Source organism: bacterium (Candidatus Blackallbacteria) CG13_big_fil_rev_8_21_14_2_50_49_14 (genome assembly GCA_002783405.1).
Classification (GTDB): Bacteria; Cyanobacteriota; Sericytochromatia; order UBA7694; family UBA7694.
Map to the genome: position 1 here is coordinate 19301 of PFGG01000082.1, position 14524 is coordinate 33824.

The 14524-nt window shown below is 49.4% G+C and carries 11 protein-coding genes; 5 read left to right on the forward strand and 6 right to left on the reverse strand.

The features are described from left to right. The first annotated feature begins 3 nt into the window (after window positions 1–3). Genes COW20_24115 through COW20_24125 form a run of 3 tightly spaced genes read left to right on the forward strand, consistent with a single transcriptional unit; the run spans window position 4 to window position 4272 of the window. Window positions 4–1332 (forward strand): hypothetical protein, encoded by a 1329-nt coding sequence (locus tag COW20_24115; GenBank protein PIW44413.1) that lies wholly within the window; start codon window positions 4–6, stop codon window positions 1330–1332. A 51-nt stretch (window positions 1333–1383) separates the two neighbouring features. Then, the gene (locus COW20_24120) at window positions 1384–2952 is read left to right on the forward strand and encodes a hypothetical protein (protein PIW44414.1); all 1569 of its coding nucleotides are present in this window, start codon (window positions 1384–1386) and stop codon (window positions 2950–2952) included. Next, a complete protein-coding gene (locus tag COW20_24125; protein ID PIW44415.1) occupies window positions 2953–4272 on the forward strand; it encodes a hypothetical protein in 1320 nt (439 codons plus the stop codon). Here COW20_24125 and COW20_24130 read toward each other — a convergent pair. Further along, entirely contained in the window at window positions 4269–5732 is a 1464-nt protein-coding gene (locus COW20_24130) for a hypothetical protein (GenBank protein PIW44416.1), read from the reverse strand. The genes COW20_24125 and COW20_24130 overlap by 4 nt on opposite strands. 137 nt (window positions 5733–5869) lie before the next feature. Between COW20_24130 and COW20_24135 the strand changes: the two genes are divergently transcribed. Next, window positions 5870–6706, forward strand: a complete 837-nt coding sequence (locus COW20_24135; protein ID PIW44417.1) for a hypothetical protein — start codon at window positions 5870–5872, stop codon at window positions 6704–6706. Window positions 6707–6720: 14 nt separating this feature from the next. Here the strand turns inward: COW20_24135 and COW20_24140 are convergent, their stop codons facing one another. After that, window positions 6721–7200 (reverse strand): thioredoxin-dependent thiol peroxidase, encoded by a 480-nt coding sequence (locus COW20_24140; GenBank protein ID PIW44418.1) that lies wholly within the window; start codon window positions 7198–7200, stop codon window positions 6721–6723. Window positions 7201–7269: 69 nt separating this feature from the next. Between COW20_24140 and COW20_24145 the strand changes: the two genes are divergently transcribed. Next, entirely contained in the window at window positions 7270–8160 is an 891-nt protein-coding gene (locus COW20_24145) for a hypothetical protein (GenBank protein PIW44419.1), read from the forward strand. On the opposite strand, the gene COW20_24150 is transcribed toward COW20_24145, so the two are convergent. The 4 genes from COW20_24150 to COW20_24165 all read right to left on the reverse strand — a co-directional run bounded on the left by COW20_24150 (window position 8157) and on the right by COW20_24165 (window position 14376). Then, complete coding sequence (locus COW20_24150) at window positions 8157–9413, reverse strand: hypothetical protein (GenBank protein PIW44420.1); 1257 nt, start codon at window positions 9411–9413, stop codon at window positions 8157–8159. The two genes, COW20_24145 and COW20_24150, sit on opposite strands and share 4 nt — an antisense overlap. Window positions 9414–9422: 9 nt before the next feature. Further along, window positions 9423–10919, reverse strand: coding sequence for a hypothetical protein (locus COW20_24155; protein PIW44421.1), 1497 nt, complete (start codon window positions 10917–10919; stop codon window positions 9423–9425). Between the two features lie 143 nt (window positions 10920–11062). Next, window positions 11063–13180 carry a phosphate acetyltransferase gene (locus COW20_24160; GenBank protein PIW44422.1) on the reverse strand — a complete coding sequence of 706 codons (2118 nt, stop codon included), beginning with the start codon at window positions 13178–13180 and terminating at the stop codon, window positions 11063–11065. Next, window positions 13177–14376 (reverse strand): acetate kinase, encoded by a 1200-nt coding sequence (locus COW20_24165; GenBank protein PIW44423.1) that lies wholly within the window; start codon window positions 14374–14376, stop codon window positions 13177–13179. Before COW20_24165 ends, COW20_24160 begins: the two co-directional genes overlap by 4 nt. Window positions 14377–14524 lie beyond the last annotated feature (148 nt).

The window sequence follows — 14524 nt, forward strand, 5'->3', positions numbered from 1 at the left end:
GCCTTGCTTTCATTTCGTCAGTTTGTGTTTATTTTATGTTGTGTGGGCTGCAGTCTGCCCCCCCTGCAGGGGGCTGCTTCCCAGAATTCGGGTGCAAAGCAGATTCCGTTTGAAGCTGCTGCTGTTCGCACTGCAAAAGCGGCGTCTCTTCTGGATCAGCCAGAAAAATGGCCCTATCACCTCGATTCTCAACGCTATCCGATCACCGTTCGCTATCTTCTGGCAGGAGATCGTGAACAGGCCCGGCGCGTGATTGGCTATATTGAGCACAGCTGGGAAATTGAAATTGACAAGTTGGGTTTTCCGCCCCCTTTCCCCTCTGACAGTACAGGCTCGCGCCGACTGCAGGTTTATCTGCAAAGGGGAGCAGATACGGCAGTCGAAGCCACCCGACCTGTCAAAGCGGCTGCTGTCTGGTGGGATGCCTGGCAAGCCTATTTAAGCATCGATGCCTGGGGAAAATATGGGGGAGAAATTCTTGATTCCACCACCAGCCATGAATTTAACCATGCGCTTCATGCCGCCTTGGACTGGTATGAAAGCCCTGGCTTTTTTGAAACCACAGCCACGTATATTCAGGAAAAAGTCTATCCAGAAGACAATGATTACCTGCAACAAATTGAAGATTTTCAACAGCGCCCGGAATGGCCAGTGCATGCCTTTGACGATTATAAAACCTGGTATGCCTATGGAGCCTGTCTCTATCTGTTTTTTCTGGAACAACGCTATTTTGCAAAGCAACCCCAGTTTATTTCGCAAGTTTGGAAAGACAGTCGCAACAAGCCCCGTGTATTCAATCCCAAAACAGGGGCTCCAGATCCACTTACGAATGAGCCGGATTGGATCGATGCCTTGGAGGGGCTTTTGCCCCGTGGCGTGAGTTATCCAGATACCGTGGTCGCATTTGCACGTTGGCGTTATTATACAGGTCGCAAGAGTGATGGCCAGCATTTTCATGAGGGAGCCCTTCTCTCTCGTTTGGGAGAAGTCAAACTGGCTGGAGAATTGGGCCCCGCGCAGCAATACTTGAAAAATCCAGGCCCCAAGCTGCTGGGCAGCCAGTATTTTAAGGTTCAGGCCCCGCCTTTGGGGCAAACCCTGAAAATCGAAATCCAGGCCGACCCAAGCGTTCGCTGGGCCTATCAATGGGTGCCCGCGCTGCAAGCCGGCCAAGATGGTGAAATCTTTTCGGGGGCAGGCAATGTGAGCTTTGGCCCCTTCAAGGAAAGGGTTCTGATCGCTACCGCTCTGCCTGCTCCCGGCCAGAATTGGGATCCGGATTTGCCGCTGGGCCCCTCGCATCCTCTGCAAATTCAATGGCTTGCCAATTGAGGCATTCCCGCTTACGATGAGCTTAATGAAGCGTGAACCAGGAGACTCTCCATGACCTCACTTCCCATCTTCCGATTGAATGATCAGGCTTTGCCTGCGAATATCAGGCCCCTGAGCGCAAAGGCGCGTGAGCAAGCTGCGTTTTTACAGGATGGCAAAGACCAGGTCATTGTCAGGGCCCAAGGCAAGGAATACCTGATTGAAGGCGAATCCTTGAATTTAAGCGCTCTGAAGCAGGGGCCGATTCCCAAAGCCACCCTTGCGATCGAAGGGGTTGAATATCCGGCCACTGTGGTTTTTGTCGACAATGAAGCCCAAGGTGTAAGTGAATATTTTCAGCAGGCTTTTGAAGCGGCTCCGGTTGGTTGGGGCAAACCTTCTCAAATTGCGGGAACGCTGGATGAACTTGCAGATTTGCAGGGCAATCGGGATGGTCTCTGGAAGAATGAGACTGAAAAATCCGGCACCGCCGGGGGATTTTTCAGCCAAAACCCGCTGGCCTTAAAAGCCCGCGAGGGCTTGGCGGCAAAAGGAAATCTCGAAGAGCAAGTGCATCGTTTGGCCCAGTTTCGACTCCAAGCTGAATCTAAATGGGGACAAGCTGTGACCCAATTGGATATGACAAGTTTGAAAGATGGAGAACTTTTTGCGGTTCAGAAAAGTTTGGCTTTGACCCGCATGGAACGCACCCCTGCTGAGGTGACCGAGGGCTTTTTACCCGCATCGGGCAAGGTCAATGGACAGACAATTGCCGATCGCGAACTTTTTTGGCAGCGCTTTAAACCTGTGGGAGAACCTTCAGGAAAAATGGTCGTACTTTTTCCGGGTTTTTTGCAGACAGGTCGGAATTTTTATGAACAGATTGAACGCTTGAATCGTGAAGGCCATGATGTCATGGTCATGGACCAGCAATGGGCAGGTCAGACCAAGGGGGGCAAAGAGGGGGGCGTCGATCGTGGCTATGGCATCACCCGCGATGTGGCGGCAATGGCTGCCTTTGCCCAAGAAACCCTGAATCAGGAATACGCCCAGGATCCAGAGCGTGAGCTGATTCTGATGGGCACCAGCTTGGGTGGGGGGCCCGGAGTGATTGCTGCCTTAACCCTCAACCAAAACCACCTGCTTGAATTAAAGGGGCCCGCCATGCCGCAAGGTTTGCGTGCCATTTTGCAGGGGCCCTTTCTGAGTCCGACAGAAACACTGAACAACCAGCTCTTTACCCAGGCCAGTAAACTACCTCTCGCCAATCAGATTCCTTTGCCTGCCACAGGTTTGCCTGTTTTGACCACTGACCCGCTTGCTGCTCAGAAAATTGCCCAAGGTGCGGTGATGGAGGATCTTCAGGCCCGTTTGCAGGCCATGTCTGCTGTGACCCCAGATATGGATGCGGTTTTGAAACTGGTGGCAGAAGGCAAGGGGCCAAAATCTGAAATCAGGGTGATTCACAGCCAGGGGGATCCGCTGGCCTCTGCTGAGAAAGCGAAGTGGCTGGTAGAGACCCTGCCCCATGCCGAGTTGCTCCTCTTGGATCGCAACGATCATGTGCTCGAACAACAGGCTGAAGAACAGGTCTACGCCATTCAAAGCCTGAATCAGTTGATTCAAAAACAGGATAAATAGTTGAGCCGTGCTGCTCTGAACCCTGCGCTGTTTGAAGCCAATCTTGCTGTCTTGAAATTGCAGCATTTAGAGGCTTGGCAGCAAATATCTGAGCTTGCTTCTGGCTTTGAATGGAAGCAGAATCAGAACCCTATCTGCTATGCCGGAATTCAATTGCCACAGTCTGAAGAACCCTATCTGCTCCAAGATTTGACAGGCACCCTTTATATTTTCGGTTTGGGATATGCCTTTGCTTTGCAGCAGGTTCTTCAGCTTCTGCCCAGTTCAACCCGCGTTGTGGTGATAGAATCCAATCCAAATTTCAGTCAATTTCTCATGCACCATTATGACTTTTCGGGGGTCTTAAACGATTCGCGCTTAAAATATCTGCTCGACACCCCCGAGCATCTGGCCCGTCAAATGCCAGAACTGCTCGCTCAGGAACGGGATTTGTTAAAGCTTCAATGGTTTGAAAACCCTGTGAATCTTGCCCTTGCCACTGCCCAAGAGGATCCCTTTCTCTTGCAGGTTTTTCGTTTCTACGCCCATTGGCAGGCGCAAGGGAAAGCAGAGAATCAAACCCAGCATCGAAAAGCAAAAATTCAGAGTTTTTATCAGAAAATTGAAAAGCTTTCTCATCATGCCTATCAAACCTATGCCTTGACCTGTACGCAGGGGTGTGCCGGCTGTTGCAAAAAGGGCTTTGGTCTGGATGTCAATCTTCGGCCTTTGGAATGGGAGGCGCTTTACTCAGGCATTTTGAGCCTGGATGCCATGAAAAGGCAAGAATTATTTGCTAAAACAGTATTTTATTTAAATAAAAACAGGGATTTGATCGAGAAGATTTTGGTTTTTTACCACCATCACCTTCAGGAAATGAACAGCTCGCAATGGCATGCCGAATATCTGAAATTGATCGGGAATTTGAGAGAAGAGCCCTGCCCTTTACTTGATTCTGCTGAGCAATGCTCAGTATATGAAAATCGGCCCTATGTCTGCAGAGTCTTTGGCAACAGTTATTTTAGCTCCCTGCAGGCCTATACCTGTACGCTGGATGTTGAGAAAATTGAAAAGATCTTACTCGATGAAAAAGCTGCAAACCGTTTGTTGCAACTTGAACCTTTACACCAGGAATTAAAAGCGATGCATGGTTTTTATCCCTATGGGCATCTGCTCTATCTTTGGTTATTTACCCACCTGGATTTTGAAAATTCTGAATTCCAAACACAAGCCCAATTGGATTATTACCCCTTTGAAATTCTGGTAAATGAGCCAGAACGGCTCAAGCAACGTCTGGCGCAGTTAAGCGATTGCGCCAGACGTTTACAGGATAAGAGTTAAGTCAAGCCGGAGACCCGAGCCAGTTCTTCAAGGGTGGTTTCTCCAGACAAAACCCGATTCCAGCCATCTTTGAGAAAGCCATGCCATTTATCGGGAGCAAGATTTTTCTCAATCTCATCAGCTGTGGCGTGTTGATGCAAAAGTTTCTGCAGTTCAGGGGTCATGCTCAAGGCCTCTGTGATTTGCATGCGTCCGCGATAGCCCGTCATCTGACATTTTTGACAGCCCGTCGCATGGTGGAGTTTGGGCAAATCTTGACTTGAAAGTTCAAGTTTTGCCAAAAGGTTCTCAAAGGGTTTGAGCTCTGTTTGTGTCAATGCTTTTCGCTTTTTACAGTCTGGACACAGTTTGCGTACCAGGCGTTGGTTTAAAATCAAGCGCACAGACTCGGTCACCGTATAGGGGCTGCCTGAAATTTCGCTCAGTTTTAATAGCGCTTGAATCGCTGTTTCTGAATGCAGTTGCGTAAGCACCAAATGCCCGGTTAAACCAATTCGCATGGCCATTTTTACAGCCTCTTCATCGCGCAGTTCTCCAATCATGATCGCGTCGGGGTCAGCATTTAAGATCACACGGAGTTTGCCTGTGAGAGTTTCCCCGGCCTGGTGATCGACGGTGACAGGGACGATCCAGGGAAAAACCTGCTCAACGGGATCTTCCAATGAAATGGTTTTGAGCTCAGGCGAGGCGATTTCTTTGAGAATGGCATAGAGGGTCGTTGTTTTACCTGAACCATGGGGCCCACTGGTGATCACCAGCCCCCAGCCTTTTTTCAAGGCTTGATCCAGGCTGGATTGCACTTGGCTATCCAATTTGAGATCTGCTAAGCGGATGTCTTGTCCGGGATGTAAAAGGGTCATGGTCAGGGTTTCTCCTTGAGCTGAGGGGAGGAAATGGGTTTTGAAATGATAGGGCTTGTATTGAGCCTCATGGTTGAATTGACCTTCCTGTGGACTGTCTTGGGAATGGGGGTCGCAGCCTGAAATCAGTTTGAACTGGGCAAGCATGGGCGCGATTAAACGTCGATCGATTTCAAGCTGGGGTTGAAGTCGGCCTTCGATGCGAAAACGAATCAAGCCATTCAGGTTTCCCTGGGTTTGCACCAGGGGTTCGAGATGAAGGTGGCTGGCATTTTTGAGTAAGAGCAGTTGAATCAGCAATTCTACTGCGCGTTCCATGCCTGAAAATGTTTGATCGGGGAGTTCTCCACCTGCTTGCGCTACGCTTTCTGAAAGTTGCTTCAGAAGCGGGGAGATATCCAGTGGCAAGTCAATTCGGGGGCCTTCTCCCTTCAGGAAACGCTCAAGATCTTCTGGATAAAAGCGCCATTGACGGCCCACTTTCATGCCCTTGATCCGGCCTGTTCGCAGCCAGCGGTAAAACGTGGGACGGGTGGTTTTGAGACGTTCAATCGCTTCTTCCATGCTCAAGAGTTCCTGTTCATCTAAGGGGGGCATCATGGAATTCTCCTTTTTTGTTTTTTTATATCATAAACATCATAATATATAATGATACAAAAAGTAAAGCCCTAAGCTTGAGCTTGGGATCCTGGGGACAGCATGCGATAATTGGAGCGAAAAACCTCTGGAAAAGAACCATGAAAAAAGCCTGTCTGTCTATTGCCTTTTTACTCAGCCTGGCCGGTCCTGTGCTTGCGCTGGATAAAATACCTGAACCTCTGGGCCCCGTCAGTGATTTTGCCCATGTGCTCAAAGACGGGCCAGCAATTGAGCAACGCTTGCGCAAGCTTGAGTCTGAGACTTCTGCCGAAATAGCAGTGGTCACGGTTCCGAAATTGCCAGCCGATGAAAAAATTGAAACTTACGCTTTGCGCATGTTCAATCAATGGGGGATTGGCAAAGCCGAAACAAACAATGGTCTGCTTTTTTTGCTGGCCGTTCAGGAGCATAAGATGCGCCTGCAAGTAGGCAAGGGCTTCAGTCCTGTACTAACAGATCAACAAAGTACTGCGCTTTTGGATAAGCTCGTGAAACCTGAATTTAAAGCGGGCCGATTTGATCAGGGCGTGAATGCCTTGCTCGATAAACTGGCAGATGTTGTTAAACTTTTTGATCGACAGGGAAATTTGAGTGCCAGCCCGAAAAAAATTGTGCAGGTGATGCAATTTCAAGCGAATTCCAACAAATTGGGCGCATATTTTGCTCTGATTTTTGGGGGCTTGATCTTGTTCCTGTTTTTCTTTATTAAAAGCCGACTCTCGCGTATTTCCCGGCACAGTCGCCCTGCCCGATCTGGAATTCTCTTTCGGCAATCATATCACGGGGATAGGGACTTCACAACTGATACCTATGATGATGACTCCTGGCGTCGCAATTCTACCGATACCAGCAGCAATTATGACAGCGGCTCCAGCAGCTATGACAGTTTTGGAGGTGGGTCTTCGGATGGGGGGGGCGGAAGCAGTGATTGGTAAATCCCTGCTGGCCCTTAGAGATGCGCTTTGATCCAGTTCAGCACATCCTCATGGTGGGTTTTGGTATTGACCTTTGCGATGATATGTTTTAAGTGCCCATCTGCGCCAATGATGAAGGTGCTGCGGTGAATGCCATCAAATTCACGGCCCATAAATTTTTTCAATCCCCAAACCCCATAGCGGTCGGCGACAGCGTGATCGGGATCTGAGAGCAGGCTAAAATTGAGGTTTTGTTTCTCTTCAAATTTTTTCAGGCGGTTGCTTGGATCTGGGCTGATGGCCAGAACTACAATGTTTTGGGCTGCATAGGGGGCCTGACTGTCGCGGATTCCACAGGCTTGAGTGGTACAGCCCGGCGTCATGGCTTTGGGGTAGAAATAGACAACCACGGTTTTGCCTCTGAAGTCGGCAAGTGAAATCTGATCGCCATTTTGATCTTGAAGTGTAAATAAGGGGGCCAGGGAATCGATTGCAGGTTTCTGAAGTGTTGTCATGGTGGGCACCTTTCTTCACGGTTTGACTTTCAGTATGCCATTCTTTGAGCGGGGGTGATAAAATGCAGCATGAATTTTAATGCTTTGATTGAATTGAGAGAGCAAAGCCAGGCTTTACACGCCCGCCGACACCAGTCAGCGTCAGATGCCTATGCTCAAGGTTTGAAATTTTTTGAAAAAGCGCTTCAGACTCAATTTCAAGATAAACAGGCTTTAAAATCTGCCCTTGAATTGTGGTTCACAGCCATGAAAACTCACCGTCAGAATCCCAAAGCTTCGATTGGCGTGGGTTATATTTTCATGATTCTGGGGGATCGGGTTCAGGCCATGCGTTATTTTAAAAATGCAGAAAGCATTCAACCTGATTCAGCCGATGCAAAACTCTTTATCGAAGCGCTTTCTGCGCCTGTATTTGCAGTGAAGGAAACCAGTCTTCAGGAGACTGAACTGAACTATGCTCAAACTGAACAACTGCTGGTAAAGCATCAGAAATGGCTGAAAACACAGCCTTCAACAAAACCTGTGATTGATTCTGAAGCCTATGCTGCGCTGCAAGAGCGTGCCCAGAAGGAAAATACACTGCTGGTGAAGGCTTCTGCCCAGATTCAGCAGTTAGCAGCCATTACAGATACCTGTCAGCTGGATATTCAGTTTTATCAGATTGAAAAAGCCTATCAACTGACAGAGAAAGCCCTGCGTTTTTCTGACAAGTTTATCGTTCTGGCTGAGGAAATCCAAAAGATTGAAAATTCTATCGGCCCACTGTTTGCGCTGCTAAAACAGAACCGGGCCCAAGCGCTGCAGGTTTTGGAGCAAATGCTCGATCACTGCGATAAAATTGCAGATCAACTGGATGATATTGAAGCGCAAGGCGTTTCAATCAGCTTGCTCGAAGCCCCCTACAGCCAATTGCTACAAAGAGTGGGGCTTCTGCAGGAGAATTTTGACGAATGGGCTTAATTCGGGTTTAAAATCTGTCCCTGACAGATGATACGCGATTCTTGCATTAAAACCGTTGCCACTTTTTCGATCAGAATTCTCTCTGCTAAAAACAGCAGGGTATGGTTTTCGAGCATTTTTTGTTTGCGTTCTGAAGGGCTCTGGTTCTTTTGATTCACCAGGGTTTCAAGGGCCGCATCAATTTCAGAGGCTTCAACCTTGAGTCCTTTTTGTTGAATGATGGCGCGTAAAACCAAGAGCGTTTTCAAAATATCTGCTTTGCGGGCACGTAATTCGGGTGTTTTCAGCCAGCAGGTTTTGAGGGTTTTAAGCGTTTGAGCTGGAAGATTAAACGCTTTTAAATGCTGAAGATCTGAATTTTCACAGGCCCTTTGCAATTCTTCATCCAGCCACTCATCTGGCAATTCAACCTGGGATTTTGAAACCAGGGTTTGTACAATTTTTTCCTTGATTTCTGCTACCCATTGCGCTTGTTTTTTGTCGCTTAAGGCTTGGGCTGTTGCTTCTAGCAAAGCGTCGAGAGAGGGGAACCCTGCTTTTTTTGCAAGATTTTCATCCAAGCGGGCGACTTGGGCACGGGCAACCATTTTGGTCAAGAGATGGCAAAGGGTGGGTGGGTTTTCAGCAGGCTGAGCAGGATTCAAGCTTTTTTCAACGGGAAAATTCAGCTCCTGTCCGGCTTCTGCTCCCAGCAAGGCTTGAAACCATGGGGCAGGTAGGCGATCTGACTGCAGCATCAGAATTTGATTGCTCTTGGCGGTTTGAGGAAGAATTTCACCCGCTTGACTCAAATAGCAATCGACCAAGAGAAGATCCCCTTCTTGTACGGGTCGATCGCTGCGCTCAATTCTGGAATAATCCCATTGCAAGGCTTCCAAAGTCGCTTGAATATCCTCTGGCTTTGGCGTCTCTGGCAGAGACGTTTCGAGTTCGACAGCAAGCTCTGAAGGCAATTCAACCTGTGGATACAGTCTGATCAGGGCTGAAAAAGCCAAATCCTGAGATTGACTTTTCTGGGGGCGAAAATCGGGGGGCTTTTGAAGTTCAAGCGGTTTTTTTTCTAAATAGCGTTCAAGCGTTCTGCCCATTTCATAGTGCAGCAATTCTTGCTCTTTTTGAAACGGATCTTCCAGTTGGTTCAACTCTGGAAAACGTTTGAGGGCTTCCTGGCGCAACAGCTTGCGCTCAAACTGTGAGATTTGGGCCTGGAAATGAAGTTGCGTGGGGCTTTTTTGGAGTATTTGCTGTTTCATGGCTCAATCCTAGGTGGTGAAATAGGAATAGGCTGAGCTGGCCCAACTCAGGGATTTGCTGCCTAAATATTGGGTCACATCAATGCCCAGATTGACCGATGTGGCTGCCAGGGTTCCCATGCCCATTCCCCCATAAGCATCTACAATTGAACCCACTGCAGAGGTGGTTTTCTTCAGGGTCTCTTTGTATTCACGTTGATTGGGATCGGTTTCATTGTAAAGCGTATAGATGGCCTTGCCGGCTATGGTCGTATTCACAACGGCTGATCCAATTGGCAAGAGGTTGCCCAAATCTGTGGCGGGAAGGTAGCCGCTGATAGTTGAGGCCGTATCGCTTACCACCGTGGGTATATAGCTTGAGATCGTTTCTGAAACTCCAGGCAGACTTGGCATATAGCCAGTTACTGTGCTCATTTCGGGCAAATAGGCTGTCAGGGTACTGGTTTCTGGCAGATACTCTTTTGCTGTGCTGATTACCTGGGCACCTGTTGAACTGACCCATTCTGGCGTTAAAGCTTCAGTTACCCCTTTTGCGACGGTCGCGACCGTCGCAATTTGCTTAATGCCATCTTTTTCGACAAAGGCAGAAGCTGATTCAATCGCCTCTTTGGCCTTATCCAAAGAGGGTTCAGTGACCAGGGCATAGGTTTTTTTGACTGCATCTGAAACTTCTTTGCCGCCTAAACCTACCAAAACCAGATCTCCACCTGTGGCCAGACCAGGGGATTGGTAAAAACTGACGGCAGCAGGCAAAAGTCCATCTGTCGAGAGATGGGGACTGACTGTTTTAGAAATATCAGATACGGCAGTCGTTACAAATTCTGGGGTGACAGAATGTACGGTATCTCCCAGGGAAGTTGCATATTCACTCGCTGTTTTTACCAGGCTCCCGCCCATTTCAGTGGCGGATTTGGCGAGGGTCCCCACTGATTCAGGGATTTCAGGCAAGTGTGAAGAGAGAGCGGATAGGCTCTCGATGCCATCGTTCACCTGCTTCTTGAGCCCCTCTGGGGCCTGTTCTGCAATCAGACTGCCTAATTTTGTCGCCGAATCCAATACCTTGGGGGTTTCAGAAATCAGCGTCTCAATCCCTTCAACTGCTTTGTCAAATTTTTCCTGGTCTGCAGGATTCTCCCGCGATTCCAATATATCTGAAATGGCACCTTTGACTTTACTTACGCTTTCAACCTGTTCCAAGACAGATTTCACAGATTGCCCAAATTCAGACTTCGCAAAGGCTTCGAGTTTGGAACCATGGCTTGCTTCCAGACTTTCTGGACTGCAATTCTCAATGCTCTTAAAAGCAGATTCAATCGTATTGGGACAGGTAAGTTGACCCAATTCTTGGCTGGAACTCTGAGATTTTGCAACTTCCTGGCGCATGGTTTCGGGGCGGGTCGTTGGCGGGGCAATCATCAGTTGAGAGGCCGGTTTTGCGACCGTTCCAGTTTTAAGCGTTGTAAGAATAGGTGCTGTGGCTTTGACCACCTGGGTTGAATTGAACATGCTTCACCTGAATAGAAAAATTTCAGAGCTTTTGATATTATACGTTTTTCAGCCAGGGGTTTCTATCCCCCTGGCAGACAGAATCCTATAGTTCCAAGCGCTTCCCCTCCCAAGCTTGTAGCACCTGAAGATTTCAATGGACTTTATTTCCCGGCTTGAATAGCCGTGAGTGCGATGGTATAGACAATATCGTCTACCAAAGCTCCCCTTGAAAGATCATTGACGGGTTTATTCAGCCCCTGGAGCATGGGGCCAATGCTTAAGGCATTGGCACTGCGCTGAACAGCTTTGTAGGTGGTATTGCCCGTATTCAAATCTGGAAAAATAAACACATTGGCTTTGCCAGCCACTTGAGAATTTGGTGCTTTGCTCTTTGCGACATCGGGCATAATCGCTGCATCATATTGCAAGGGACCGTCTATCAAGAGCTTGGGGTTGCGGCTGCGGGCAATTTCAGTGGCGTGAATAACCTTCTCAACATCGGCCCCAGAACCCGATTTTCCAGTACTGTACGAGATCATGGCAACGCGGGGCTCCAAGCCAAAGCGCGCGGCAGAATCTGCTGACTGCAATGCGATCTCTGCCAATTGTTCTGCACTGGGGTCGGGATTGATGGCGCAGTCCCCATAGACCAAGACCCGATCGGGCAAGAGCATAAAAAATACAGACGAAACCAGGCTATTGCCAGCAGAGGTTTTTATCAGGCGCAAAGCAGGCCGGATCGTATCGGCAGTGGTATGAACGGCCCCTGAAACAAGGCCCTCAACATGCCCCTGTTGCAGCAGCAGGGTTCCCAGCACGACAGGATCGGACAGCTGATCGCGGGCCATGACCTCACTCATGCCTTTGTGTTTACGCAGTTCGACCAGGGCAGGCACCATGGATTCAATCCAGGGTTCAGGCTCCCAGATTTCAAGCCCCGGCAGGTTTAACTCAATGCCGCGTCTCTGGGCAATTTCTGCAATTTCTTTGGGATTGCCCAAGAGAATACACTGGGCAATCCCCCGTCGGGCACACAGACTTGCTGCTTTGATCGTGCGGGGTTCCTGCCCTTCTGGCAAGACAATCCGTGCTTTGGCTTCACGCGCCTTTTTGGTGAGCATATGGCGGAAAGCCACAGGTGAAAGCACGGTTTCCTGTAGTTCCTGGGCTTCATGGTCTAACCAATGGCCGTCGAGATGACGGGCCACAAATTCTTTGACGCGGTCAATGCGCTGCCCATCATCGATTGGCAATTCATGGGGGTAATGCTGCAACATACGTGCTGTGGTCCAGGTATCCTGTTCCACCCGCAGAACGGGTAAACCTGCGCGAAAAGCGGGGGCACAGAGCAGTTCAATATTCGGGTGGATTTCAAATCCGCCTGTCAGCAGCAGTCCCCCTACTTTGGTGCCATTTTTTACAGCCAGACTGGCGGCCATCATAATATCCGTGCGGTCACCAGCGGTCACCAAGAGGGCATTGGCATGCAAATGAGAAACCAGATTGCTGACTGTTCGGGTGCAAAGTGCAATGCTGCGTACCCTGCGGTGCTCAAATTCACCCGGATACAGCACCTCGGCCTGCAAATAGTCGGCAAGGTCTTTGACCCGAGGCGCAGCCAGCTCTGGGGACCAGGGCACAGCGCCCACCAAGCTAAAATCCTGGCGTTGAAACAGCGGCAGAGCATGGATTTCCTTACAGCTTTTCGATAGCTCTTCTGCACTGGGTTGAATTGCCATCTGGCTGATGCGATCATCGCCTCGCTGTCCGCCCACTTTATTGACGATACAGCCGATGACCTTGTCATTGCCCAAACCGCCATAGCTGGTGGCGGCAATTTCAATCCGATGTGCCAGAGCCGGAAGATCATGCCCTTCAGCTGAGGCCACTAAGACCACGCGGGCCCCCAAGGTGCTAGCAATCTGACGGTTGATGCGAATGCCAAAGGTCAGGGTTTCGGTATTGATCAAGCCCTCTAAAATCAAGAGTCTGTTGGGGCCCTGTAGGGCTTCACAGCGGCTGAGAATTTTTTCTAAGAGTAAATCCGACTGTTCCGTTGAAAGCAGGGCTTCAGCCTCTTCAAGTGAAAAAGAAGGTTGGGTAAGTACCTCAGAACCCCATTTGACCAGGGCCTCAGAAGTGTCTTCCTGGCATTGTGCAATCGGTTTAAAAAAGCTGACAGGATACCCCCGCTCTTCAAAGGCGCGAACCACGCCCAGGGATATTGAGGTCAGTCCCACGCCTGAACCGACGGGGGCGAGCATAATAATTTGTGTCATTTTTTGTCTTCTTTCTCCAATGCCAAAGCACATTCTTTGGCAATCATCCACTCTTCACGGGTGGGAATGACCCAGGCACCCGGTGCGTGTGTAAGGCTGATGCAGCTTTCCTGAGCCTGGCAGTTTGCATTTTTTTCAAGGTTGATCTCTAAGCCCAGAAAACCCAGATGCCCGATAATTTTTTCGCGGAGCCAAGCTGCATTTTCGCCAATCCCACCTGTGAAGATCAGGGTATCGAGGCCTTTCAAGGGAACACAAAGCGCAGCAATCGCTTTGGCTGTGCGGTAGGCAAAGATTTCGAGCGCAAGTTTTGCGCCAGCATGCCCTGCTTGCATGGCTTCGATCAGGCTGCGCACATCGTTTGATAGACCAGATAGCCCCAAAAGCCCAGAGGTTTTATTCAAGAGTCGGTTGAGTTCGGCGTGGGACATGTTCTGACTGTCGAGTAAATAGAGCAGAATGCCTGGATCGAGATCCCCGCTGCGGGTGCCCATCATCAGGCCTTCCAAGGGGGTGAAGCCCATGGTGGTATCGCAGGAAACTCCCTCATAAATGGCAGCCAAACTGCAACCATTGCCCAAATGGGCACTGATGATCCGGCGTGTTTGTTCTGACGAAACACACGCTTTCAGTCTTTCTGAAACATAGCGGTGGCTGATGCCATGAAAGCCATAGCGTCGAATGGCATGATCCCGATAGTAGCTTTCAGGAAGTGCATAGCGATAGGCGATTTCAGGCAAGGTTTGATGAAAGGCTGTATCAAAGACTGCAAATTGGGGAACCTCAGGCCAATTATGCAAAGCGGCTTCAATGCCTGCGAGATTGGCGGGGTTGTGCAAAGGGGCCAAGGGGATCAGGTCTTTCAGGTGGGCAATCACTTCAACATTGATCGGGGTGGGCTCTTGAAAACGTTCGCCACCATGCACGACCCGGTGGCCGATACTGATCAAGTCTACTTGTTCTGAGAGGGGGCCCCATTCCTGGTGCAAGTGCTCAAGGGCCTGGGCATGGCGGGCGTTTGGAGGAAGTTTTACAATTTTTTCTTCAGGTGCCTGGAACTTGATTTGGGGATTCTCTTCGCCCAAACGTTCGGCCAAACCTTTCAAAAGCTCTGTCTGATCTGAGAGCCGAAGCAGTGAAAATTTGAGGGATGAACTGCCCGCATTGAGAACCAGAATCGCTGCCGCTTGATGCATAGGGTTTCTCCGAATTCTCCAGGTTTTCCTGTTACGTGGTTTCAGCTGCCATGATAGCAGGTTTAACAGGAGAAACGGCAAGTAGAAACGCTTTTCAGGCGCACAGACGGTGATGGGATCTCCCATTTCGACGGCTTCAAACTGATAG